Raw genomic sequence first — 23,136 nt, 5'->3', positions numbered from 1 at the left:
AATGACAGCTTTCTCGGCTAGCGTAAACGCCGATCGCGGATTCTGTTCGGAGGCAGATCCCGCGTCGTCCATTCATTCCTGAGGAGGGATTCATGAAAAAACTGATAACGACAACCTTTGCTGCCGTCATGACGGTCGCAACCTTCGCTGCACCGTCCTTTGCCTTTGAACCGGATTCTCCGGAGTGCATCGCGCCGGCAAACCCGGGCGGCGGCTGGGACTTCACCTGCCGTCAGGTCGGCAAGGCGCTCCAGGACCTCAAGCTGGTCAACGGCACCGTTCAGGTCGCCAACATGGCAGGCGGCGGTGGCGGTGTGGCCTATGCCTTCGTGGTCGGCAAGCGTAACGACGATTCCAACCTGATCGTCGCCGCGTCCTCCGCAACCTCGACCCGCCTCGCCCAGGGCGCATTCCCGGGCAACACCATGGACCAGGTCCGCTGGGTCGCGTCCGTCGGCGCCGACTACGGCATCATCGCCGTTGCCAAGGATTCGCCGATCAAGACGCTTCCCGAGCTGATGGACAAGATCAAGGCCGATCCGACCAGCGTCGCTGTCGCAGGCGGCTCCGCCGTTGGCGGCTGGGACCACCTGAAGGTTCTTATGGCTGCCAAGAAGGCCGGCGTCGCGGACGTTCGCCAGATTAAGTACGTCGCCTTCGATGGCGGCGGTGAAGCCGTGACCCAGCTCCTGGCCGGCAGCGTTCAGGCCTTCACCGGCGACGCGTCCGAAGCCAAGGGCTTCGTCGACTCCGGCGACATCAAGGTGATTGCCGTTCTCGCTCCCGAGCGCCTGGAAGGCGACTTCGCGTCCTTCCCGACCGCCAAGGAACAGGGCATCGACGTGGTCGGCGCCAACTGGCGCGGCTTCTACGCGCCGGGCAACATGTCCGACGAAGCCTACAACTACTGGGTCGAGTCGATCGGCAAGGTCTACGATTCCAAGGAATGGAAGGACGTCATGGCCCAGAACGGCCTGGCTCCGCTCGACAAGCGCGGTGCCGACTTCCAGGCATTCGTCCAGGAATCGGTCAACGAGATCACCTCGATTTCCAAGGAAATCGGCCTGATCAAGTAACCCTTTTGGGTAACTATCAACGGTCCGGGCAGGTCTTTCCTCGCCCGGACTTCTTGTAGGAAGAAACAAGGGAGACATATCGTGGGAGGCAACATGAGCGACCGCGTTCTCGGCGTCGTCGGGCTTCTGCTGGCGGGCTTCTACATCTGGCAGGCGACCCTGATCGAAACCAGCTTCATCACCGATCCGGTGGGCGCCAAGACATTTCCAATCATCGTCGGCATCGTTCTGGCCATCGCCAGCGTCGCCATCTTCTTTCTCCCCGATAGCGATCCCCACTGGCCGGCCATGAGCCGCCTGTTCGAGATCGGCCTGTCGGTCGCCGTGATGATCGCCTACACCTACGCGCTGCCGGAAGCCGGCTTCGTCATCGCGACCATCTTCGCATCGGCCTTCCTCGCCTGGCGTCTCGGCGCCACGCCGCTGGAATCGCTGATCGCCGGCTTCTGCATTTCCGTCGGCATCTACGCCATCTTCCATCTCATCCTTGGCCTCTCGCTCGCCAAGGGACCGTTCGGTTTCTAAGGGAAGGAACAGTCATGGATACCCTATTCGCCCTTGCCGACGGTTTTGCGGTCGCGCTGACCTGGCAGAACCTGCTTCTGGCCCTCATCGGCTGCTTCCTCGGCACCATCATCGGCGCGCTGCCGGGTCTCGGGCCGTCGAACGGCGTCGCCATCCTCATCCCGCTCGCCTTCTCGCTCGGCCTCGGCGCCACGCCGGCGCTGATCCTGCTGACGAGCGTCTACTACGGCGCCATGTATGGCGGCCGCATCTCGTCGATCCTCCTGAACATCCCCGGCGACGAGCCGGCGGTGATGACCACGCTCGACGGCTATCCGATGGCCAAGAACGGACAGGCGGGCGAAGCGCTGGCGCTCTCCGGCATCGCCTCCTTCGTCGGTTCCTTCGTCGCCACCATCGGCCTTGCCTTCCTCGCCCCGCAGCTCGTCAAGCTGGCGCTCCTGTTCGGTCCGGCCGAATACTTCGCCCTCTACGTGCTCGCCTTTGCCACGCTCGGCGGCATTGCCAGCGCCAACCAGGGCAAGGCGGCGTTTGCCGCCGCCCTCGGCATCGGCATCGCCATGGTCGGCGTCGACGGACAGACGGGCGTGCCGCGCTTCTCCTTCGGCAATGTCCATCTCTACGACGGCATCAACTTCCTGGTCGCCATCGTCGGCCTGTTCGCGCTGTCGGAAGTCTTCATCTTCCTCGAGCACCGCAACGAGGCGACCGACGGCAATCCGGACAGCAAGGTCAAGATCGGCCGCATGCTGCCGTCCTGGGCGATGCTGAAGGGTTGTTTCGGCGCCATCTCGCGCTCGACCGTCGTCGGCTTCCTGGCCGGCGTCCTGCCGGGTGCCGGCGCCTCGCTCGGCTCCTTCATGGCCTATGGCCTGGAGAAGAAGATCTCCGACAAGGACAAGACCTTCGGCAAGGGCGATCCGCGCGGCGTCGCGGCCCCCGAGGCCGGCAACAATGCCGCTGCCGGCGGCGCGCTGGTGCCGATGCTGGCGCTCGGCGTTCCCGGCTCCGGCACCACCGCGGTGCTGCTCGCCATGCTGATGGCGCTCAACATCACCCCCGGCCCTCTGCTGTTCACCAAGAACCCGGATGTCGTCTGGGGTCTGATCGCGGCGCTGATCATCGCCAACGTCATGCTCCTGGCGCTCAACATCCCGCTGGTCGGCATCTTCGTGCGCATCCTGATGATCCCGACGCGGTATCTGATGCCGGCGGTCGCGATGATCTCCTTCGTCGGCATCTACGGCATCTCCGGCTCGACCTTCGACCTGATGGTCATGATCCTGTTCGGCGTGCTCGGCTGGGTGCTGCGCAAGCTCGACGTGCCGCTGGTGCCCGTCATCATGGGGGTCCTGCTCGGCAACGCCATGGAGGTCAACCTGAGGCGCGCCATGACCATCTCCAACGGCGACTGGTCGGCGCTCGTCGCCTCGCCGCTGTCGATCTCGATCTGGACCCTGGCCGTCGCCGGCTTCGTCCTGCCGATCATCGCCGGTAAATACCTCCGCCGCGCAAAGCCAACGGTCCCGGAAGTCGCCGAAACCGAAGCCGACTGAGGCTACGTCCCTCGATCATCACAAACAGAAAGGGCACCGGAACGATCCGGTGCCCTTTCCCATTCTCGGTTCGAAAACCCTGCCCTGGCTCAGTCGTCGGCGGTTTCCACCGTCTTGCTGAAGTAGAGCGCCACCAGCGTACAGATCGCACCCGACAGCAGGTAGATGCCGACATAGGCGATGCCGAAGGCTTGAGCGACGCTGAGCGCGACCAGCGGCGCGAAGCCGGCACCGATGAGCCAGGCGAGGTTCGACGTCAGCGCGGCACCCGAATAGCGATAGACCCGGCCGAAACGGGATGCCGCAGCGCCGGCAGCCTGTCCAAAGGAAAGGCCGAGAAGCGCAAAGCCGATCAAAACGAAGGCATCCTGGCCGCTGCGGCCCATGTCGAGCAGGATCGGTGCGGTCAAGCTGAAGATGGCGATCAGCACGGCCGAGACCGTCAGCTGGCCACGGCGGCCGATCTTGTCGGCCAGCATGCCGGACAGGATGATCGTGCCGATACAGATGCAGGCGCCCAACATTTCGACGAGCAGGAAGCTGTGGACCGGGTGATCCGAGTAAAGCGTGATCCAGCTCAGCGGAAACACCGTGACGAGGTGGAACATGGCAAAGCTGGCGAGCGGGATGAAGGTGCCGATCACCACGTCCACGCCGCGATTGCGGATGAGGTCTATGGTCTTCACCGGCATCAGTTCGGCCCGCTCCAGAAGCTCGCCGAATTCACGGGTAGCCACCAGCCGCAGACGGGCAAACAGCGCCACGACGTTGATCGCGAAGGCGACGAAGAACGGATAGCGCCATCCCCATTCGAGGAAGTCTTCCGTCTTCAGTGCGAGCACGAAATAGGTGAACAGGCCGGCGGCCAGCAGGAAGCCGAGCGGCGCGCCGAGCTGCGGCATCATCGCATACCAGCCGCGACGGTTGTTCGGCGCGTTCAGCGCGAGCAGCGAGGCAAGACCGTCCCAGGCGCCGCCGAGCGCAAAGCCCTGGCCGAGGCGCAGCACGATCAGCATGGCCGCCGCCCAGTAGCCGATTTCGGCATAGCCCGGCAGGAAGCTCATCGCCGCAGTCGAACCGCCAAGCACGAAGAGCGCGATGATCAGCTTCGTTCCACGGCCGTAGAGGCGGTCGATGATGGTGAAGACGATCGTGCCGACCGGGCGGGCGATGAAGGCCAGCGAGAAGATCGCGAACGACAGGAGGATGCCCTCAAGCGGCTGGAAATTCGGAAAGAAATGCGACGGGAAGACGAGTACCGACGCAATCGCATAAATGAAGAAATCGAAGAATTCCGACGACCGACCCAAGATCACGCCAAGCGCGATCTTGCCGGCATCCGTTCCGCGATCGGCATGCATACCGCGCGCGTCTCGCTCCAGTCCGGCGGAACTCGGATGATCGCTGATCTGACCTGCAACACTCATTAATTAACTCCTCCAAGCTTCATCGAGCTTTGATTCTCCGCCGGCCGGCCCAAGGGCCCTCGGCCTGCGATTCCGCTCCTCGCCCGCCAAATATGCGCGCGAGGGCTGCCTGCGTCAAATGGACCTGTATGAAAGGCCCCCGCGCCGCGTGAGCCCGGTTGCCATAGATCCCGCCTTTTTGTTGGCGCATTCTTGTCGAATTTTTGCTGCACTGCGTCACATCACCTCATAGGCATTTTGATCTGGATCATTTACCGGCTCGTACCCAAGAGGAGTGGGGGAAAGAAAGACAACGCTACGCAAGGGATAACCGTGAAGAAAATTTGGAGATTTGGAGCTGCGTCCCTCCTTTGCATGATGCTTGCCTCATGCAAGTGGGTCGTCATGGCGCCCTCCGGCGATATCGCCAACCAGCAACGCGATCTCATCGTCATCGCAACGATTCTGATGCTGTTGATCGTCGTGCCCGTCATTGCTCTCACGCTGATATTCGCTTGGCGTTACCGCCAATCGAACAAATCCGCCCGCTACGAACCCGACTGGGATCATTCCACGGGCCTCGAAGTCGTCATCTGGGCAGCACCACTGGCAATTATCATTGCGCTCGGTGCAATCACCTGGATCAGCACGCATACTCTCGACCCCTATCGCCCGCTCGACCGGATTGCCGAGGACAAGGCACTTGATCCGAACGTCAAGCCGCTGACCGTGGAGGTCGTGGCTCTCGACTGGAAGTGGCTGTTCTTCTATCCCGATTACGGCATCGCCACTGTCAATGAACTCGCGGCCCCCGTCGATGTTCCGATCAATTTCAAGATCACCTCCGCCTCGGTCATGAATTCCTTCTACGTGCCGGCGCTGGCCGGTCAGATCTACGCCATGGCCGGCATGGAGACGAAGCTGCACGCCGTCATCAACAAGGTCGGCGACTATGAGGGCCTTTCGGCGAACTATTCCGGCGCCGGCTTCTCGCATATGCGCTTCAAGTTTCTCGGTCTCGATCAGGCCGGCTTTGACGACTGGGTCGCCAAGGTCAAGGCCAGCAATGACAGCCTGACCCGCGCGGCTTATCTCGATCTCGCCAAGCCGAGCGAGAAGGAACCGACCCGCTACTACGCCAGTGCCGACACAGACCTCTACGGCAAGATCCTCGACATGTGCGCGGATCCGTCCGAGACCTGCATGAGCGAAATGGCGATGATTGACGCCGGGCTGGTCTGCCGGGCGCCCGACGGCCTGCTCGAGAAAGCGGCGCTCGACGAAAAGAAAGCGATCCGCCCCGAGGGATGATCCGCCTCCGCTGCTGCGGCTTCGCCTCTGCGCGAAGCCGGACCGGGCGCCAGAAGCGCCGGACGCATTGACAGTTAGAAAGAAAACTCAAAGGAAATCCGATGTTTTCCGATCCGGATTTGATGAAATTCCTCTTTGGCAAGCTGACGCTTGACGCCATTCCCTACCACGAGCCGATCCTCGTCGCGACCTTTGCCGTCGTGGCGCTCGGCGGTGCCGCGGTGCTTGGTGCCCTCACCTATTTCCGCCTGTGGGGCTACCTCTGGAACGAATGGTTCACCTCGATCGACCACAAGAAGATCGGCATCATGTACATCGTGCTCGCCGTCATCATGCTGCTGCGCGGCTTCGCCGACGCGCTGATGATGCGCCTGCAGCAGGCGATCGCCTTCAACGGATCGGAAGGCTACCTGCCGCCGCACCACTACGACCAGGTCTTCACGGCCCATGGCGTGATCATGATCTTCTTCGTGGCCATGCCCTTCGTCACCGGCCTGATGAACTTCGTCGTGCCGCTGCAGATCGGCGCCCGCGACGTCTCCTTCCCCTTCCTCAACAACTTCTCCTTCTGGATGACGGTCGCCGGCGCGGTGATCGTGATGATCTCGCTGTTCATCGGCGAGTTCGCCAAGACCGGCTGGCTTGCCTATCCGCCGCTCTCCGGCATCATCCACAGTCCGGACGTGGGGGTCGACTATTACATATGGGGACTGCAGGTGGCGGGCATCGGGACATTGCTTTCGGGCGTGAACCTGATCGTGACCATCCTGAAGATGCGCGCGCCCGGCATGTCGATGATGAAGATGCCGGTCTTCACCTGGACCTCCTTCTGCACCAACGTGCTGATCGTCGCCGCCTTCCCGGTCCTGACCGCCGTGCTCGCCATGCTGACGCTGGACCGTTACGTCGGCACGCACTTCTTCACCAATGCCGACGGCGGCAACGCCATGCTCTATGTCAACCTGATCTGGATCTGGGGCCACCCGGAAGTTTACATCCTGATCCTGCCGCTGTTCGGTGTGTTCTCCGAAGTCGTCGCCACCTTCTCCGGCAAGCGGCTGTTCGGCTACACCTCCATGGTCTATGCGACGGTGGTCATCACCATCCTTTCCTACATCGTCTGGCTGCACCACTTCTTCACCATGGGTTCGGGCGCCTCGGTCAATGCCTTCTTCGGCATCACGACCATGATCATCTCGATCCCGACGGGGGCGAAGATGTTCAACTGGCTCTTCACCATGTACCACGGCCGCATCCGCTACGAAGTGCCGATGCTCTGGACGATCGGCTTCATGGTGACCTTCGTCATCGGCGGCATGTCGGGCGTCCTGCTCGCCGTCCCGCCGGCCGACTTCGTGCTGCACAACTCGCTGTTCCTGATCGCCCACTTCCATAACGTGATCATCGGCGGCGTGGTGTTCGGCGTCTTCGCCGGCATCAACTTCTGGTTCCCGAAGGCCTTCGGCTTCAAGCTCGATGCGTTCTGGGGCAAGATGTCCTTCTGGTTCTGGCTGATCGGCTTCTACTTCGCCTTCATGCCGCTCTACGTGCTTGGCCTGATGGGCGTGACGCGCCGCGTGAGCCAGTTCGAGGATCCGTCGCTGCAGATCTGGTTCCAGATCGCCGCATTCGGCGCCTTCCTGATCCTGCTCGGCATCCTGTCCTTCCTCGTCCAGCTCTACGTTTCCTTCAAGAACCGCGAAGCGCTGAAGGACGAGACCGGTGATCCGTGGAACGGCCGTACGCTGGAATGGTCGACCTCGTCGCCGCCGCCGGCCTACAACTACGCCTTCACGCCGATCGTATACGATCACGACGCGTGGTGGTTCATGAAGAGGCACGGCTACACGCGGCCGCAGGAAGGCTTCATCCCGATCCACATGCCGAAGAACACTCCGACGGGTATCATCCTCGGCGGCCTCAGCATCGCCTTCGGCTTCGCCATGGTCTGGCACATCTGGTGGCTGGCGGTCGTCTCCTTCGTGGCGATCCTCGGCGTCACCATTGTCCACACCTTCAACTACAAGCGCGACTACTACATCCCCGCGGAAGACGTGGTTCGCGTCGAGGCCGAGCGCACGCGCAAGCTCGCTGCGCTGGAGACCTGACCCATGACGGATACTGCAATGGAAAAGCACCCGGCGAACGGCGAAAGCTACGCCTTCTACACGACCGAAGAGCATCATTCGGAAAACGGCACCGCGATCGGCTTCTGGATCTACCTGATGAGCGACTGCCTCATCTTCGCGATGCTGTTTGCGAGTTACGCCGTTCTCGGCCACAGCTATGCCGGCGGCCCGAACCCGAAGGAAATCTTCGAGCTGCCACTGGTGGCGGTCAACACCGCCATGCTGCTGTTCTCGTCGATCACCTACGGCGTCGCCATGCTGGAGATGGAAAAGGGCAACCGCAACGGCGTGCTCGGCTGGCTGGCGATCACCGGCCTGTTCGGTCTCGCCTTCCTGTGCATCGAACTCTACGAGTTCTCGACCCTGATCCATGAAGGCGCCGGCCCCGGCCGCAGCGCCTTCCTGTCGGCCTTCTTCACGCTCGTCGGCACCCACGGCCTGCACGTCACCTCCGGCCTCGTCTGGATGGTCGTGCTCATGCTGCAGGTCGCCAAGCACGGGCTGATCGCCGACAACAAGCGCCGCCTGATGTGCCTGTCGATGTTCTGGCACTTCCTCGACGTCATCTGGATCGGCGTCTTCTCCTTCGTCTATCTCATGGGAGTTCTCTGATGAGCGCCGAACACCACGCCGGCCATCACGGCCACGACCATCACGAAACCCATGCCAGCCATGGCACGCTGAAGTCCTACCTGACCGGCTTCATCCTCTCGGTCATCCTGACGGCCATTCCCTTCTGGCTGGTCATGGGCGACGTCATCGGCGACCGCATGGTCACCGCCACGCTGATAATGGCGCTCGGTCTCGTCCAGATCGTCGTCCACATGATCTACTTCCTGCACATGGACACGAAGTCGCAGGGCGGCTGGACCATGATGGCGCTGATCTTCACCGTCATCCTCGTCCTGATCGCGCTCTCCGGATCACTGTGGGTCATGCATCACCTCAATGCGAACATGATGCCGCAGATGGAAGACATGATTAAGCAGCTGCCCTGAGGGCAGACGGGAGCGGCCCTGCGGGGCCGCTTCGCACATATGGGATAGAAAGATGAAGCATGCCGTGCAGAGCCAAGCGCCGAAACCCATCAGCGCCCGCAAATGGCTGACCGTCGGCTTCCTGACGCTCCTCTTCTTCTCCGTCTTCACGGCGCTCGGCACCTGGCAGGTCCAGCGGCTTTACTGGAAGCTCGACCTGATTGCCCGCGTCGACGCAAGGGTGCATGCGCCCGCTGCGGCTGTTCCGGCGAAAGCCGACTGGCCGTCAGTCACCGCCGAGAAGGACGAATATCGCCACGTCACGGCGAGCGGACGCTTCCTGAACGACAAGGAAGCACTGGTCTATGCCTCGACGGAACGCGGGCCTGGCTACTGGGTGATGACGCCGCTTGAGGAAAACGACGGTTCCATCGTCTTCGTCAATCGCGGCTTCGTACCGCTCGACCGCAAGGACCGGGCGAGCCGCATGGAGGGCGAACCGGATGGCAATGTCACCGTCACCGGCCTCCTGCGCATGAACGAGCCGAAGGGCACGCTGCTGCGTTCCAATGCCCCTGAGGACGACCGCTGGTATTCGCGCGATGTCGGGGCCATGGCGGCATCCCGCGATCTCGGGGACGCGGCCCCCTTCTTCATCGATGCCGATGCGACGCCCAATCCCGGCGGACTGCCGATCGGCGGCCTCACCGTCGTCCAATTCCGCAACAGCCATCTCTCCTACGCCATAACCTGGTACGTCATGGCGCTCATGTCTTTTGCGGGCGGCTACATCGCGCTTCGCTATCGGCGCAAGCCGGATGGCGTCGAGGAAGACTAAAAGCCCTTGGCTCGAACATCTCACATTTACATATGAACAATTTTTCATATGATGCATTTGAGTAATGATTGAGTCTTGAGGAGCAGGCCATGGCCGCGCACGACCACGCACACCAGACGCCGGACGGAAAGCATGAACACGCCCATTCCGGCGGCCATAGCCACGCACCGAGCGTCAACAACAACAATGAACGCGCCGTGCTGTTTGGCTTCCTCCTCACCTTCGGCTTCATGATCGCCGAGGCTGCCGGCGGCCTCCTTTCGGGTTCGCTGGCCCTGATCGCCGACGCCGGTCACATGCTGACGGATTCGGCGGCCTTGGCTCTTGCCTGGGCCGGCTTCTACTTCGGCCGGAAGTCCGGCGACAACAAGCGCACTTTCGGCTACATGCGTTTTGAAGTGCTCGCCGGCTTCATCAATGCGATGGCGCTGATCCTGCTGGTCGTCTGGATCGCCTATGAGGCGGTCATGCGGCTCCTCTCGCCCTCCTCCGTGCTTGCCGGCCCGATGTTCGTGATTGCCGTCCTCGGGCTCCTCGTCAATATCGGCGTCTTCATGATGCTGATGAAGGGCGACAGCGACCATGTGAACATCAAGGGCGCGATGCTGCACGTACTCGGCGACCTGCTCGGCTCGGTGGCCGCCATCGTCGCCGCCATCGTCATCTACTTCACCGGCTGGATGCCGATCGACCCGATCCTGTCGCTGCTGCTTTCCGCCCTCGTGCTGCGCAGCGCCTGGGTTCTCCTGAAGAATTCGCTCAACATCCTGATGGAAGGATCGCCGCACGGCGCCAATCCCGAAGCGATGCGGTCTCATCTCTGCAAGTCGGTCGAGGGCATCGCCGACGTCCACCACATCCACGTCTGGTCGATCACCTCCGGCCAGACCACCGCGACCATGGAAATCACCCTTGCCGATGGCGCCGACCCGGCCGGCACCCAGCGGCGGCTGAAATCGGAACTCGCGGCGGAATACGACATCCGCCATTCGACGATCGAGATCGACTGGGACGGCAGACGGAACACGTGCCCGATCAATGGTCAGGGCGGCGGCAAGAAGCAGCAGGACGCCACGGGGCAGGATCATGCAGGGCACGATCACGCCGGTCATGACCATGCGGACCACGGGCACGGGCACGCCGTGGGAGGGCAATCGCATTGACGACCGCAACACCCGATGATGCCGACATCACCATCATCGCCGAAACGTTCCGCCTGCTCGGCGACCAGACGCGCCTGCGCATCCTGCTATGCTGTCTGAACGAGCCGATGTCGGTCGGCGACATCGCCGCCCGCGTCGGCGCATCCCAGTCGCTGGTCAGCCACAATCTCCGCCTGCTCCGGGCCGCCCGCCTGGTGCGCAGCGAACGGCGTGCCAAGCAGGTCTTCTACGAGGCCGCAGACCAGCATGTCCGCCACATGCTGGCCGACATCACCGAACACGCCGCCGAGGAGGCGGAGGAATAGCCGCATCCGACTACGTGCCGGACCACCAACACGAATAGAGAATGACAATGACCCCCGCCGATATCCTCGAACGCCTGATTGCCTTCCCCTCCGTCGTCGGAACGCCGAACGGCGAGATCGTCGCCTGGATTGCCGACTATCTGGAAAAGATCGGCGCCAAGATCACGCTGATCCCCGGCCCCGAGGGCGATCGTTCGAACCTGTTTGCGACGCTCGGACCCGCCGACCGGCCGGGCTATATCCTCTCCGGTCACATGGACGTGGTGCCGGCAGGAGAACCGGACTGGACCTCCGACCCGTTTGCCATGCGCCGGGACGGCGATCGCCTCTTCGGCCGCGGGACCAGCGACATGAAGGGTTTTCTGGCAACCGTCCTCGCCGCCGCCCCCGAGTTCGCCAAACGGGAACTGAAGCAACCCATCCACATCGCCTTCTCCTATGACGAGGAAGCCGGCTGCCGCGGCGTGCCGCACATGATCGCCAAGCTCCCGGATCTCTGCGCCACGCCGCTTGGCGCCATCATCGGCGAGCCGAGCGGTATGCGCGCCGTCAGGGCCCACAAGGGCAAGGCGGCGGCGCGGGTCACGCTGAAGGGACTTGCGGGCCATTCGTCGCGCCCCGATCTTGGCCGCAACGCCATCCATGCCATGGCAAACGTGCTGAACGCGACGATCGCGCAGGCGGCAAACCTGGCGGCCGGCCCCTTCGACGAAGCCTTCCAGCCGCCCTACTCCTCCATGCAGGCCGGCACCATCTCGGGCGGCCAGGCGCTCAACATCATTCCGGAGGAAGCCGTCATGAAGGTCGAAGCGCGCGCCATCACCGGCGTCGATCCGGCCGGCCTCCTGGCGCCGGTGAGGCAAGCTGCCGAAGCGCTGGCGAAAGACGGCTATGACGTCGAGTGGACGGAACTGAATGCCTATCCGGCCCTTTCGCTTCCCGCAGATGCGCCGCTCAAAAACCTTGTGGAGGAACTCAGCGGCAACGAAAGCCTCGCCGCCGTCAGCTATGGCACCGAAGCGGGGCTGTTCCAGCAGGCCGGCATCGACGCCATCATCTGCGGTCCCGGCGACATCGGCCGCGCCCACAAGCCGGACGAATATGTGCTGATCAGCGAGCTCGAAGCCTGCCTGACGATGATCCGCGCACTCGGCGACCGCTGCGCCGCCTGACCGCCGGCATTCAGGCGGGAAAGGCCGATCGCCGCACGAAGGTCTTGATCGCGAAATTCGACTGGATGCGGGCCACACCCGGCGCCGCCGTCAGGATATCGAGCAACCGCTGGTAGTGTTCCAGATCGCGCACCATGGCATGCAGCAGATAGTCGGAATTGCCGCTCGTCTGATAGCCGCCGACGACCTCGGGGATTTCGGTCACGCAACTCTCGAAGGCCAGCAGCACGTCCTTGGTCTGGCGTTCCAGCGTGACGGAGATGAAGACGCCGAGCGTGCCGAGCATCCGCCCTTCGTCCAGCAGCGCGGCATAGCCCTGAATGGCGCCGCTCTCCTCCAGCTTGCGCACGCGCCTCAGCGTCGGCGAGAAGGACAGGCCGATGCGTGCGGCGAGATCGCGCCAGCTGATGCGCCCCTCCTCGCTCAGAACCTTGAGAATCTTTCGGTCGAAGCCGTCGAGATCGTCCATCTAGATCATATGATCCCAAAAACTCAATAATAATAGATCAAAGCTATCATCTCGACCAACTTCGTCAATCGAATTAGCGATGAAACGCGGCCACAAGAGTGCTATTATCCAATACATCAAGTCAGTTTCATTGGGAGGTGGAAATGACAACGGAAGATCCGGTCGTGATCGTCGGCTCCGCCCGCACCGCCATCGGCGGCCTGCAGGGGCAGTTTGCCGGCACCAGCGCGCCAGAACTCGGCGCCAGCGCGATCCGCGCCGCCCTGGAACGCGGCCATGTTTCCGCCGATACGATCGACGAAGTCATCTTCGGCTGCGTGCTGCCGGCCGGTCTCGGACAGGCGCCGGCCCGACAGGCCGCCATTGCCGCCGGCATTCCATATTCCACCGGCGCAACCACCATCAACAAGATGTGCGGCTCCGGCATGAAGGCCGCCATGCTCGCCCATGACCTGATAGCGGCGGGTTCGGTCGCCACCTGCGTTGCCGGCGGCATGGAAAGCATGACCAATGCACCCTACCTTCTGGAAAAGGCCCGCAGCGGCTACCGCCTCGGCCATGGCCGGGTCATCGATCATATGTTCCTCGACGGGCTGGAGGACGCCTATGACAAGGGCCGGCTGATGGGTACCTTTGCCGAGGACTGCGCCGAAGCCTACCAGTTCACCCGCGAGATGCAGGACGACTATGCCATCACTTCGCTGAACCGTGCCCAAAGCGCCATCGACAACGGCCTGTTCGAAAGCGAGATCGTTCCGGTCACTATGCGGAACGGCAGGAGCGAAACGCTCGTCGCCATAGACGAACAGCCGGGCAAGGCGAAGCCCGAAAAGATCCCGACCCTCAAGCCGGCCTTCCGCGACGGCGGCACGGTGACGGCGGCCAATTCCAGCTCCATTTCCGACGGCGCGGCCGCCCTCGTTTTGATGCGGCGGTCGGAGGCGGACCGCCGCGGCCTGACGCCGCTTGCCGTGATCCGTGGCCACGCAACCCATTCGCAGGCCCCCGCTCAATTCGCCACGGCCCCGATCGGCGCTCTGGAAAAGCTGTCCGCGAAGACCGGCTGGGGCCTGAAGGATGTCGATCTGTTCGAGATCAACGAAGCCTTCGCGGTTGTCGCCATGGCCGCGATGCGTGACCTTGACCTGCCGCATGACAAGGTCAACGTCCATGGCGGCGCCTGCGCGCTCGGCCATCCGATCGGTGCCTCCGGTGCTCGCATCATCGTGACCCTGCTGGCGGCGATGGAGCGCTATGATGTTAGACGCGGCATGGCGGCGGTCTGCATCGGCGGCGGCGAGGCAACCGCCATCGCGATCGAACGCCCGCGATAAAAAGGAATTGGGAGGAGACCCGCGCATGATCCTGACGGAAGCACAAGAACAGATCCGCGACATGGCCCGCGATTTTGCCCGCGAGCGCCTGGCGCCGGGTGCCGCCGAGCGTGACCGGCACTCCCGCTTCCCGAAGGACGAACTGAAAGAGATGGGCGACCTCGGCTTCCTCGGCATGCTGGTGCCCGAAACCTATGGCGGCTCGGAGACGGGTGCGGTCGCCTATGCCATAGCGCTGGAAGAGATCGCCGCCGGCGACGGCCCCTGCTCCACCATAATGAGCGTTCACAGTTCCGTCGGCTGCGTTCCAATCCTCAACTTCGGCACCGACGCCCAGAAGGAACGCTTCCTGCCGAAGCTTAGCAGCGGCGAATGGATCGGCGGCTTTGCGCTGACCGAACCGCAGGCCGGCTCCGACGCCTCGAACCTGAAAACCAAGGCGGTGCGCGACGGCGACCATTACGTTATTAACGGCGCCAAGCAGTTCATCACGTCGGGCAAGAACGGCCAGATGGTCATCGTCTTCGCCGTCACCGATCCCGCCGCCGGCAAGAAGGGCATTTCCGCCTTCATCGTGCCGACCGATACGCCCGGCTACGAGGTCGTACGGGTCGAAGAAAAGCTCGGCCTGCATTCCTCCGACACCTGCCAGATCACCTTTACCGACATGCGCATTCCGGCCGACCTGCGTCTTGGCGAGGAAGGCGAAGGCTACCGCATCGCGCTCGCCAATCTGGAAGGCGGCCGCATCGGCATCGCCGCCCAGGCCGTCGGCATGGCCCGCGCCGCCTTCGAAGCCGCTCGCGACTACGCCCGCGAGCGCAACGCCTTCGGCAAGCCGATCTTCGACCATCAGGCCGTCGCCTTCCGCCTCGCCGACATGGCGACCCGCATCGAGGCCGCCCGGCAGCTCGTCCTGCATGCCGCAGCGCTGAAGGAAGCCGGCCTGCCCTGCCTGTCGGAAGCCTCCATGGCAAAACTCTTCGCCTCGGAAATGGCCGAGAAGGTCTGCTCCGACGCCATCCAGATCCACGGCGGCTACGGTTACATGGCCGACTACCCGGTGGAACGCATCTATCGCGACGTCCGCATCTGCCAGATTTACGAAGGCACGAGCGACGTGCAGCGCATGGTCATCGCCCGCGCCTTGTAGCGGGCGGGCTTCCGTCGCCGGAAGAGGGGCCGCGGCGGAAGCCTGAATTTGAAAGAGGAGGAGAATGACGCATGAGTGATCACGGTCACCTGAGCCTGCATGTTCCGGAACCCGCGGTGCGCCCCGGCGGGGAGCCGGACTTCTCCAACGTGAAGATCCCGAAGGCCGGCAGTGTGCCGCGGCCCGAGATCGACGCGGCGCCGGAGACGATCCGCGACCTCGCCTATTCGATCATCCGCGTGCTCAACCGCGACGGCGAGGCCGTCGGCCCTTGGGCCGGATTGCTCACAGACGACGAGCTTCTCGCCGGTCTTCGCCACATGATGACCTTGCGCGCCTTCGATGCCCGCATGCTGATGGCGCAGCGCCAGGGCAAGACCTCCTTCTTCATGCAGCATCTCGGCGAAGAGGCCGTTTCCTGCGCCTTCCGCAAGGCGCTGTCGAAGGGCGACATGAACTTCCCGACCTACCGGCAGGCGGGCCTCCTGATCGCCGACGGCTACCCGCTCGTGACGATGATGAACCAGATATTCTCCAACGAAGCCGACCCGCTGCATGGCCGCCAGCTGCCGGTGATGCATTCGTCAAAGGCGCATGGCTTCTTCACCATCTCCGGCAATCTCGCCACGCAGTTCGTCCAGGCGGTCGGCTGGGCCATGGCGTCGGCCATCAAGAACGACACCAAGATTGCAGCCGCCTGGATCGGCGACGGCTCGACGGCGGAATCCGATTTCCACTCTGCACTCGTCTTCGCCTCGACCTACAAGGCCCCGGTCGTCCTCAACATCGTCAACAATCAATGGGCGATCTCGACTTTCCAGGGCATTGCCCGCGGTGGCTCCGGCACGTTTGCCGCCCGCGGCCTCGGCTTCGGCATTCCCTCGCTGCGTGTCGACGGCAACGACTATCTCGCCGTCCATGCCGTTGCCCATTGGGCCATAGAGCGGGCGCGACGCAATCTCGGGCCCACGCTGGTCGAATACGTCACCTACCGCGTCGGCGCCCATTCGACCTCTGACGATCCGAGCGCTTACCGGCCAAAGACCGAGTCCGAAGCCTGGCCGCTCGGCGATCCGGTCCTCAGGCTGAAGAAGCACCTGATCGTCCGCGGCGTCTGGTCCGAGGAACGCCACGTGCAGGCGGAAGCCGAGATCATGGACAGCGTCATCCAGGCGCAGAAGGAGGCCGAAAGCCACGGCACGCTGCATGCCGGCGCCAAGCCTTCGGCGCGCGACATCTTCGAGGGCGTCTATCAGGAGATGCCCCCGCATATCCGCCGTCAACGCCAGCAGGCGGGGTACTGACGATGGCCAGGATGACCATGATCGAAGCCGTCCGCAGCGCCATGGATGTCTCCATGGAGCGTGACGACGATGTCGTCGTCTTCGGCGAGGATGTCGGCTATTTCGGCGGCGTCTTCCGCTGCACGCAGGGCCTGCAGGCAAAATACGGCAAGACCCGCTGCTTCGACGCGCCGATCTCCGAATCCGGCATCGTCGGCGCGGCGATCGGCATGGCCGCCTACGGCCTGAAGCCCTGCGTCGAAATCCAGTTCGCGGACTACATGTACCCGGCCTATGACCAACTGACCCAGGAAGCCGCCCGCATCCGCTATCGGTCGAACGGCGATTTCACCTGCCCGATCGTCGTGCGCATGCCGACCGGCGGCGGCATCTTCGGCGGCCAGACCCACAGCCAGAGCCCCGAGGCGCTGTTTACCCATGTCTGCGGCCTGAAGACCATCGTGCCGTCCAATCCCTACGACGCCAAGGGGCTGCTGATCGCGGCAATAGAGGATCCCGACCCGGTGATCTTCCTCGAACCGAAGCGGCTCTATTCCGGCCCCTTCGACGGCCATCATGAGAACCCGGTCGTCGCCTGGTCGAAGCATCCGCTCGGCGAAGTGCCGGAGGGCCATTACACCATCCCGATCGGCAAGGCGGAAATCCGCCGCGAAGGTGCGGCCGTCACCGTCATCGCCTATGGCACCATGGTGCATGTGGCGCTGGCCGCCGCCGAAGAGACCGGCATTGACGCCGAGGTCATCGACCTGCGCTCGCTGGTGCCGCTCGACCTGGAGACGATCGTTCAGTCGGTGTCGAAGACCGGCCGCTGCGTCGTCGTCCACGAGGCGACGCTGACGTCGGGGTTCGGCGGCGAGATTGCCGCTCTGGTGCAGGAGACCTGCTTCTATCACCTCGAAGCGCCGATTATCCGCGTCACCGGCTGGGATACGCCCTACCCGCACGCGCAGGAGTGGAGCTATTTCCCTGGTCCCGAGCGCGTCGGCCGCGCCCTGCAACAGGTGATGGAGGGCTGAGCCATGAGCGAATACACCATCAAGATGCCGGATGTCGGCGAAGGCATCGCCGAGGCGGAACTGGTCGAATGGCATGTGAAGCCCGGCGATCCGGTCCGCGAGGACATGGTGCTCGCTGCCGTGATGACCGACAAGGCGACCGTCGAGATCCCCTCGCCCGTCGCCGGGATCGTGACATGGCTCGGCGCCGAGGTCGGCGAGACGATCGCCGTCAAGGCGCCGCTCCTGAAGATCGAGACAGACGCATCGGCCTCCACGGACCAAGAGCCGCCGCGGGACACGCCGTCCAGGCCGCCGGAGGAGGAAAAGCCTATCGCGCGGGAAGAGCCCACCAAGGCCGAAGCACCGAAGACGACGCAGCCCATCGTTGCAGCCCCCAAACCACAGCCGCATGCCGCAAAGCCTCTCGCCTCACCCGCCGTACGCCAGCGGGCGCGCGACGCCGGCATCGACCTGCGCCAACTCCGGGGCAGCGGCCCGGCCGGCCGGATCACCCATGAGGACATCGAGCAGTTTCTCTCCCGCGGCGAAGGGTCGGCAGCCGCCCCGGCGGGTCTCAAGCGCAACACCGGCAGCGAGCAGGTGAAGCTTACCGGCCTTCGCCGCCGCATCGCCGAGAAGATGACGCTTGCCACCTCGCGCATCCCCCACATCACCTATGTGGAGGAAGTCGACATGACCGATCTTGAGGAACTGCGCGCTACCATGAACAACGGCCGCAAGGCGAGCCAGCCGAAGCTGACCGTCCTGCCCTTCCTGATGCGGGCCATGGTGAAGGCGATCGCCGAGCAGCCGGCGATCAATGCCACCGTCGACGACGACGCCAATGTCATCACCCGCCATGGCGGGGTGCATATCGGTGTGGCGACGCAGACGCCGACGGGACTGACGGTTCCAGTCGTCAGGCATGCCGAGGCGCGCAGCATCTGGGACTGCGCGGCGGAAGTCGCGCGCCTTGCCGATGCGGTGCGCACCAATACCGCCGCGCGCGAGGAACTGACCGGCTCGACCATCACCATCTCGTCGCTCGGCGCGCTCGGCGGCATCGTCTCGACGCCGGTCATCAACCATCCGGAAGTCGCGATCATCGGCGTCAACAAGATCGCCACCCGCCCGGCATGGGACGGAAGCCAGTTCGTGCCCCGCAAGATGATGAACCTGTCGTCGAGCTTCGATCATCGCATTGTCGACGGCTGGGACGCGGCGACCTTCATCCAGCGGCTGAAGGCACTTCTTGAAACCCCGGCGCTGATCTTTATCGAGGACTGATGCGATGAAGGAAATGACCTGCAGACTTCTCGTCATCGGCGCCGGCCCCGGAGGTTATGTCTGCGCCATCCGCTCCGGGCAGCTGGGTATCGACACCGTCATCGTCGATGCCGGCAAGCCGGGCGGCACCTGCCTCAACATCGGCTGCATCCCGTCGAAGGCGCTGATCCACGCCGCCGATGAGTTCGAAAAGGTCCGGAACATGGCCGCCGGCGCAAGCCGCATCGGCATAAGCCTCGACGCACCCAAGCTCGATCTTGAGAAGACGGTCGAGTGGAAGGACGGCATCGTCGGCCGGTTGACCGGCGGCGTCGCCGGTCTGTTGCGCAAGGCGAAGGTCAGGGTCGTCGAAGGCACAGCCCGCTTTCGCGACGGCAAGACGGTGGAGGTCGAAACCGAAACCGGCGCTCAGTTGATCCGCGCCGAGACCGTTGTGATCGCCACCGGCTCCGCGCCGGTCGAGCTTCCCTCCCTGCCCTTCGGTGGAAATGTCATTTCTTCGACGGAAGCCCTGTCGCTGAAGGCAGTGCCGCAGACGCTGGCGATCGTCGGCGGCGGCTATATCGGTGTCGAACTCGGAACCGCCTTCGCCAAGATGGGCGCCAAAGTCACGATCATCGAAGCAACCGGACAGATACTGCCGCTCTACGATGGCGACCTGGTCCGCCCGGTTCTGGCACGACTGAGACAGCTGGGCGTCGAAGTCCTGACCGGAGCAATGGCCAAAGGGCTCGACGGCAATACCCTGCTGATAGAGGCCGCCGATGGCAGCGAACGACGGCTGGAAGCGGAGAAGGTGCTGGTCACCGTCGGCCGGCGTCCGCGCACGCAAGGCAGCGGGCTGGAGGAGCTAGACCTCGACCGCGCCGGTCCCTTCGTCCGCATCGACGAACGCTGCCGCACCTCCATGCGCGGGGTCTATGCCATTGGCGACGTGACCGGCGAACCGATGCTCGCCCACCGCGCCATGGCGCAGGGCGAAATGGTGGCGGAAATCGTCGCAGGCCTGAAACGCGAATGGGACAAGCGCTGCATTCCGGCGATCTGCTTCACCGATCCCGAAATAGTCTCCGCCGGCCTCTTGCCCGACGAGGCTCGGGCGTTAAGCTCCGACATACGCATCGGCCAGTTCCCGTTCACCGCGAACGGCCGGGCAATGACGACGGAAGCGGAGGAAGGCTTCGTGCGGGTGATGGCGCAGGCGGAAACGAACGTGGTACTCGGCATCCAGGCGGTCGGCAGCGGCGTTTCGGAACTGTCGAGCACGTTCGCGCTGGCCATCGAGATGGGTGCGCGGCTGGAAGACATCGCCGCTACTATCCACGCCCACCCGACCCGCGGCGAAGCCCTGCAGGAGGCAGCATTGAAGGCACTCGGTCATGCAATCCACATCTGAGACGCGGACATCGCCGGCAGAGCCGGAACAGCTGGTGCTGACGGAACGCGCTGGCGCCATCGGCCGCATCCGTCTGAACCGCCCGAAGGCGCTGAACAGCCTGACGCTTTCCATGGTGCGCGATATCGAGGCGGCGCTGGATGAATTCGAGGCCAATGACGGGATCGCCGCGATCCTGATCACCGGCGAAGGCGAGCGCGGGCTCTGTGCCGGCGGCGACATTCGCGCCTTTTACGACGGCGGCAAATCCGGCTCCGATCTGCCTGCGACCTTCTGGGCCGAGGAATACCGGATGAACGCGCGCATCCACCGGCTGAAGAAGCCCTATATCGCGCTGATGGACGGCATCGTCATGGGTGGCGGCGTCGGCGTTTCCGTCTATGGCAGCCATCGCATCGTCACCGAGCGCACCCGCTTCGCCATGCCGGAAACCGGCATCGGCTTCTTCCCGGATATCGGCGGATCGTGGTTTTTGAGCCGCCAGCGCAACGAACTCGGCACCTATGCGGGCCTGACCGGCAGCCAGCTTGCCGCCGCCGACGTCATCACGCTTGGCCTTGCCGACTTCTACGTCGAAAGCGGACGGATTGCCGACGTGCTCGACGCCCTTGCCGCCCTTCCCGCCGGCAGCACACGCGCCGACATCTCCGCCCTGATCCGCGGTTTCGAAACCGACCTGCCACGCGGCAGGCTCGAACAGGACAAGACGCTGATCGACCAGGCCTTCGCCTTCGATGTGATGGAGGATATCTTCGCCGTCCTGCAGCGCAACGAAAGCCCCTTTACGATCGAGACGCTGAAGGTGCTGAAGTCGAAGTCGCCGCTAAGCCTCAAGGTGACGCTGAAGCTCCTGCGGCTCGGTCGCCATACCACCCTTCTCCAGGAATGCCTTGAACGCGAGTTCGCCGCCACCGCCGCCGTCTTGAAAAGCGACGACTTCTACGAAGGCATCCGCGCAGCGGTGATCGACAAGGACCGCAATCCGCACTGGCAGGCCGCGAGCCTTGCAGAAGTGACGGCTGAAGAGGTGGATGCCTTCTTCCCGAAGCCGGAGAGCAGGCTCTTCAAATAGGCCTCGCTCTCCGTCCGAAGAAACGGCCGGTTAGCGACCGTTCTTCTTGCGCCAGGCCTCGAAGGTCGCCAGGTGCTCGTCCTTGGTGCGCGGGTAGAGACCGATGATGGTCTCGCCGGCCTTCACCTGGTCGACGACGAAGTCCTCGTAGACCGTCATTTCCGCAGCCTCGTCGGCGACCTCATCGGCGATGTCCGCCGGGATGACGATCACGCAATCGTCGTCGCCGACGATGATGTCGCCCGGGAAGACCGGCGCGTCGCCGCAGCCGATCGGACCGTTGATCTCGATCGCCTCGTGCAGGGTGAGATTGGTCGGGCTGGACGGGCGCGTGTGATAGGCCGGAATGTCGAGCTCGCCGATCGTCACCGCATCGCGGAAGCCGCCATCGGTGACGATCCCCGCCCCGCCGCGCACCATCAGGCGCGTCACCAAAATATCGCCGGCGCTTGCCGCGCGCGCATCCTTGCGGCTGTCGATGACCATGACATGGCCTTCCGGGCAGGTCTCGATCGCGACGCGCTGCGGGTGCTGCGGATTGCGGAACTCGGTCAGCTGGTTGCGGTCCTCGCGGGCCGGCATGTAGCGCAGCGTAAACGCCGGGCCGACCATGTTCTTGCCCTTCATCTTCACCGGATGCACGCCCTGGATCACCTGGTTGCGCAGCCCGCGCTTGAAGAGTGCCGTCGCGAGCGTCGCGACGGAGACGCCCATCAGTTTTTCTTTCGTCTCGGATTTCATCTCGTTGTCCTCAAACAGATGCGTCAGATCAGGCCATTGGCCCGCAGGAAACCTTCCATCTTGGCCTGTTGCGCCGAAGTCAGCGGCCAGGCGGACGGCGGCCGCGTCGCGCCGCAATCCTTGCCAATCGCCTTCAGCGCCGCCTTGACGCCGGTAACGTTCGTGCCGCTCAGCTCTTCCGCGCGAACCTCCTCGAAGGCCCGCATGGCGGCGATCAGTTCGCGCGCCTTGGCGTAGTCGCCGGCCTCCAGCGCCGCATGGATCGCCATGGAGCGCTCCGGCCAGAGATTGATAAGGCCGGAGGTGAAGCCACGCGCACCCACCGCGTAGAAGGCCGGGGCCCAGACTTCGGCGAGACCGCCGACCCAGACGATGGAGGGATCGCAGGCGGCGATCGCCTCGGCGAGCTTCATCGGATTGGGTGTCGCCCATTTGACGCCCTTGACGCCCGGCACGGCGCAAAGATCGGCGATCGCCTTCGTTCCGATCGCGTCGTTGCGCAGATAGAGCATGATCGGCAACCCGCCGGATGCGTCGCTGACTGCCTTGATGTAGTCGACGGTGCCTCGCGGCGAGACGAAAGGATCCGGCGGCTGATGGATCATCAGCGCCGCCGCCCCCGCATCGGCGGAAGCTCTGGCGAGCCGGCAGGCATCGCGAATGCCACGGCCGACGCCGGCCAGCACCGGCGCACGACCGTCGACCATGCCAGTGACTTCCGTCGCCATGGCGCAGGCTTCATCGGTCGTCAGCGCGTAGAACTCGCCGGTGTTGCCGTTGACGACCGGGATATGCATCCCCGCGCCAAGCACGTGATCGATGATCGGCTTAAGGCGGGCCGGCGCGATGTCGCCGCTCTCGTCATAAGGCGTGACCAGAATGCCGGAGATGCCCTTGAGGGCCTTGTCGAGATCGTGAGCCATG

Annotated in this window: 22 protein-coding genes; 18 read left to right on the top strand and 4 right to left on the bottom strand. The window is 63.8% G+C overall.

Going from position 1 to position 23,136, the window contains the following annotated elements; all coding sequences use genetic code 11:
• The first annotated feature begins 92 nt into the window (after positions 1 to 92).
• The 3 genes from ACU5AY_RS03115 (at position 93) to ACU5AY_RS03105 (ending at position 3,157) form a co-directional block, all read left to right on the top strand.
• Positions 93 to 1,076, top strand: coding sequence for a Bug family tripartite tricarboxylate transporter substrate binding protein (locus tag ACU5AY_RS03115; RefSeq protein WP_446827968.1), 984 nt, complete (start codon positions 93 to 95; stop codon positions 1,074 to 1,076).
• Between the two features lie 93 nt (positions 1,077 to 1,169).
• Entirely contained in the window at positions 1,170 to 1,601 is a 432-nt protein-coding gene (locus tag ACU5AY_RS03110; protein ID WP_446823328.1) for a tripartite tricarboxylate transporter TctB family protein, read from the top strand.
• Positions 1,602 to 1,615: 14 nt separating this feature from the next.
• Positions 1,616 to 3,157: a tripartite tricarboxylate transporter permease gene (locus ACU5AY_RS03105; protein ID WP_446827967.1), complete on the top strand. Its 1,542-nt coding sequence runs from the start codon at positions 1,616 to 1,618 to the stop codon at positions 3,155 to 3,157.
• 89 nt (positions 3,158 to 3,246) lie between these two features.
• On the opposite strand, the gene ACU5AY_RS03100 is transcribed toward ACU5AY_RS03105, so the two are convergent.
• Positions 3,247 to 4,584: an MFS transporter gene (locus ACU5AY_RS03100; protein WP_446827966.1), complete on the bottom strand. Its 1,338-nt coding sequence runs from the start codon at positions 4,582 to 4,584 to the stop codon at positions 3,247 to 3,249.
• Positions 4,585 to 4,968: 384 nt separating this feature from the next.
• Between ACU5AY_RS03100 and cyoA the strand changes: the two genes are divergently transcribed.
• The 8 genes from cyoA (at position 4,969) to argE (ending at position 12,458) form a co-directional block, all read left to right on the top strand.
• Positions 4,969 to 5,874: a ubiquinol oxidase subunit II gene (gene cyoA, locus ACU5AY_RS03095; RefSeq protein WP_446827965.1), complete on the top strand. Its 906-nt coding sequence runs from the start codon at positions 4,969 to 4,971 to the stop codon at positions 5,872 to 5,874.
• A 101-nt stretch (positions 5,875 to 5,975) separates the two neighbouring features.
• Positions 5,976 to 7,982 carry a cytochrome o ubiquinol oxidase subunit I gene (cyoB, locus tag ACU5AY_RS03090; RefSeq protein WP_446827964.1) on the top strand — a complete coding sequence of 669 codons (2,007 nt, stop codon included), beginning with the start codon at positions 5,976 to 5,978 and terminating at the stop codon, positions 7,980 to 7,982.
• Positions 7,983 to 7,985: 3 nt separating this feature from the next.
• Positions 7,986 to 8,615, top strand: a complete 630-nt coding sequence (cyoC, locus tag ACU5AY_RS03085; protein ID WP_446823323.1) for a cytochrome o ubiquinol oxidase subunit III — start codon at positions 7,986 to 7,988, stop codon at positions 8,613 to 8,615.
• On the top strand, positions 8,615 to 9,001 hold the full coding sequence (gene cyoD / locus ACU5AY_RS03080) for a cytochrome o ubiquinol oxidase subunit IV (RefSeq protein ID WP_446823322.1): 387 nt from the start codon (positions 8,615 to 8,617) through the stop codon (positions 8,999 to 9,001). Before cyoC ends, cyoD begins: the two co-directional genes overlap by 1 nt.
• 52 nt (positions 9,002 to 9,053) lie before the next feature.
• Positions 9,054 to 9,818: an SURF1 family protein gene (locus ACU5AY_RS03075; RefSeq protein WP_446827963.1), complete on the top strand. Its 765-nt coding sequence runs from the start codon at positions 9,054 to 9,056 to the stop codon at positions 9,816 to 9,818.
• Positions 9,819 to 9,907: 89 nt separating this feature from the next.
• Positions 9,908 to 10,981 (top strand): cation diffusion facilitator family transporter, encoded by a 1,074-nt coding sequence (locus tag ACU5AY_RS03070; protein WP_446827962.1) that lies wholly within the window; start codon positions 9,908 to 9,910, stop codon positions 10,979 to 10,981.
• Complete coding sequence (locus tag ACU5AY_RS03065; protein ID WP_446823319.1) at positions 10,978 to 11,286, top strand: ArsR/SmtB family transcription factor; 309 nt, start codon at positions 10,978 to 10,980, stop codon at positions 11,284 to 11,286. The genes ACU5AY_RS03070 and ACU5AY_RS03065 overlap by 4 nt, the downstream gene beginning before the upstream one ends.
• A gap of 47 nt (positions 11,287 to 11,333) precedes the next feature.
• Entirely contained in the window at positions 11,334 to 12,458 is a 1,125-nt protein-coding gene (gene argE, locus ACU5AY_RS03060) for an acetylornithine deacetylase (RefSeq protein ID WP_446828929.1), read from the top strand.
• 10 nt (positions 12,459 to 12,468) lie between these two features.
• Here argE and ACU5AY_RS03055 read toward each other — a convergent pair whose 3' ends face one another.
• A complete protein-coding gene (locus ACU5AY_RS03055) occupies positions 12,469 to 12,927 on the bottom strand; it encodes an Lrp/AsnC family transcriptional regulator (protein ID WP_446827961.1) in 459 nt (152 codons plus the stop codon).
• 143 nt (positions 12,928 to 13,070) lie between these two features.
• Here ACU5AY_RS03055 and ACU5AY_RS03050 point away from each other — a divergent pair, with 143 nt between their 5' ends.
• The 7 genes from ACU5AY_RS03050 to ACU5AY_RS03020 all read left to right on the top strand — a co-directional run bounded on the left by ACU5AY_RS03050 (position 13,071) and on the right by ACU5AY_RS03020 (position 21,471).
• Positions 13,071 to 14,261 carry an acetyl-CoA C-acyltransferase gene (locus ACU5AY_RS03050; protein ID WP_446827960.1) on the top strand — a complete coding sequence of 397 codons (1,191 nt, stop codon included), beginning with the start codon at positions 13,071 to 13,073 and terminating at the stop codon, positions 14,259 to 14,261.
• Between the two features lie 25 nt (positions 14,262 to 14,286).
• Positions 14,287 to 15,414: an acyl-CoA dehydrogenase family protein gene (locus tag ACU5AY_RS03045; RefSeq protein ID WP_446827959.1), complete on the top strand. Its 1,128-nt coding sequence runs from the start codon at positions 14,287 to 14,289 to the stop codon at positions 15,412 to 15,414.
• A gap of 71 nt (positions 15,415 to 15,485) precedes the next feature.
• Complete coding sequence (locus ACU5AY_RS03040) at positions 15,486 to 16,718, top strand: thiamine pyrophosphate-dependent enzyme (protein ID WP_446827958.1); 1,233 nt, start codon at positions 15,486 to 15,488, stop codon at positions 16,716 to 16,718.
• Positions 16,719 to 16,720: 2 nt separating this feature from the next.
• Positions 16,721 to 17,734, top strand: a complete 1,014-nt coding sequence (locus ACU5AY_RS03035) for an alpha-ketoacid dehydrogenase subunit beta (protein WP_446827957.1) — start codon at positions 16,721 to 16,723, stop codon at positions 17,732 to 17,734.
• A gap of 3 nt (positions 17,735 to 17,737) precedes the next feature.
• Positions 17,738 to 19,003, top strand: coding sequence for a dihydrolipoamide acetyltransferase family protein (locus ACU5AY_RS03030; protein ID WP_446827956.1), 1,266 nt, complete (start codon positions 17,738 to 17,740; stop codon positions 19,001 to 19,003).
• Positions 19,004 to 19,007: 4 nt separating this feature from the next.
• Positions 19,008 to 20,399 carry a dihydrolipoyl dehydrogenase gene (lpdA, locus tag ACU5AY_RS03025; RefSeq protein WP_446827955.1) on the top strand — a complete coding sequence of 464 codons (1,392 nt, stop codon included), beginning with the start codon at positions 19,008 to 19,010 and terminating at the stop codon, positions 20,397 to 20,399.
• Positions 20,383 to 21,471 carry an enoyl-CoA hydratase/isomerase family protein gene (locus ACU5AY_RS03020; RefSeq protein WP_446827954.1) on the top strand — a complete coding sequence of 363 codons (1,089 nt, stop codon included), beginning with the start codon at positions 20,383 to 20,385 and terminating at the stop codon, positions 21,469 to 21,471. The genes lpdA and ACU5AY_RS03020 overlap by 17 nt, the downstream gene beginning before the upstream one ends.
• Positions 21,472 to 21,501: 30 nt before the next feature.
• Here ACU5AY_RS03020 and ACU5AY_RS03015 read toward each other — a convergent pair whose 3' ends face one another.
• Positions 21,502 to 22,212 carry a ribonuclease activity regulator RraA gene (locus ACU5AY_RS03015; RefSeq protein ID WP_446827953.1) on the bottom strand — a complete coding sequence of 237 codons (711 nt, stop codon included), beginning with the start codon at positions 22,210 to 22,212 and terminating at the stop codon, positions 21,502 to 21,504.
• 23 nt (positions 22,213 to 22,235) lie between these two features.
• Positions 22,236 to 23,135 (bottom strand): dihydrodipicolinate synthase family protein, encoded by a 900-nt coding sequence (locus tag ACU5AY_RS03010; protein ID WP_446827952.1) that lies wholly within the window; start codon positions 23,133 to 23,135, stop codon positions 22,236 to 22,238.
• Position 23,136: the final 1 nt, after the last annotated feature.

It is taken from the genome of Rhizobium sp. PAMB 3174 (assembly GCF_052908375.1).
This window is presented reverse-complemented; position numbering and strand designations above follow the sequence as displayed.

Bases quoted from the DNA above. Each gene is read 5' to 3' on its own strand.
- ACU5AY_RS03110 (WP_446823328.1), top strand. From the start codon at position 1,170: ATGAGCGACCGCGTTCTCGGCGTCGTCGGGCTTCTGCTGGCGGGCTTC.
- ACU5AY_RS03055 (WP_446827961.1), bottom strand. From the start codon at position 12,927: ATGGACGATCTCGACGGCTTCGACCGAAAGATTCTCAAGGTTCTGAGC.
- ACU5AY_RS03010 (WP_446827952.1), bottom strand. From the start codon at position 23,135: ATGGCTCACGATCTCGACAAGGCCCTCAAGGGCATCTCCGGCATTCTG.
- ACU5AY_RS03035 (WP_446827957.1), top strand. From the start codon at position 16,721: ATGGCCAGGATGACCATGATCGAAGCCGTCCGCAGCGCCATGGATGTC.
- ACU5AY_RS03105 (WP_446827967.1), top strand. From the start codon at position 1,616: ATGGATACCCTATTCGCCCTTGCCGACGGTTTTGCGGTCGCGCTGACC.
- cyoC (WP_446823323.1), top strand. From the start codon at position 7,986: ATGACGGATACTGCAATGGAAAAGCACCCGGCGAACGGCGAAAGCTAC.
- ACU5AY_RS03115 (WP_446827968.1), top strand. From the start codon at position 93: ATGAAAAAACTGATAACGACAACCTTTGCTGCCGTCATGACGGTCGCA.
- cyoD (WP_446823322.1), top strand. From the start codon at position 8,615: ATGAGCGCCGAACACCACGCCGGCCATCACGGCCACGACCATCACGAA.
- ACU5AY_RS03045 (WP_446827959.1), top strand. From the start codon at position 14,287: ATGATCCTGACGGAAGCACAAGAACAGATCCGCGACATGGCCCGCGAT.
- argE (WP_446828929.1), top strand. From the start codon at position 11,334: ATGACCCCCGCCGATATCCTCGAACGCCTGATTGCCTTCCCCTCCGTC.
- ACU5AY_RS03075 (WP_446827963.1), top strand. From the start codon at position 9,054: ATGAAGCATGCCGTGCAGAGCCAAGCGCCGAAACCCATCAGCGCCCGC.
- ACU5AY_RS03020 (WP_446827954.1), top strand. From the start codon at position 20,383: ATGCAATCCACATCTGAGACGCGGACATCGCCGGCAGAGCCGGAACAG.
- lpdA (WP_446827955.1), top strand. From the start codon at position 19,008: ATGAAGGAAATGACCTGCAGACTTCTCGTCATCGGCGCCGGCCCCGGA.
- cyoB (WP_446827964.1), top strand. From the start codon at position 5,976: ATGTTTTCCGATCCGGATTTGATGAAATTCCTCTTTGGCAAGCTGACG.
- ACU5AY_RS03015 (WP_446827953.1), bottom strand. From the start codon at position 22,212: ATGAAATCCGAGACGAAAGAAAAACTGATGGGCGTCTCCGTCGCGACG.
- ACU5AY_RS03030 (WP_446827956.1), top strand. From the start codon at position 17,738: ATGAGCGAATACACCATCAAGATGCCGGATGTCGGCGAAGGCATCGCC.
- ACU5AY_RS03100 (WP_446827966.1), bottom strand. From the start codon at position 4,584: ATGAGTGTTGCAGGTCAGATCAGCGATCATCCGAGTTCCGCCGGACTG.
- ACU5AY_RS03040 (WP_446827958.1), top strand. From the start codon at position 15,486: ATGAGTGATCACGGTCACCTGAGCCTGCATGTTCCGGAACCCGCGGTG.
- ACU5AY_RS03050 (WP_446827960.1), top strand. From the start codon at position 13,071: ATGACAACGGAAGATCCGGTCGTGATCGTCGGCTCCGCCCGCACCGCC.
- ACU5AY_RS03070 (WP_446827962.1), top strand. From the start codon at position 9,908: ATGGCCGCGCACGACCACGCACACCAGACGCCGGACGGAAAGCATGAA.
- cyoA (WP_446827965.1), top strand. From the start codon at position 4,969: ATGGCGCCCTCCGGCGATATCGCCAACCAGCAACGCGATCTCATCGTC.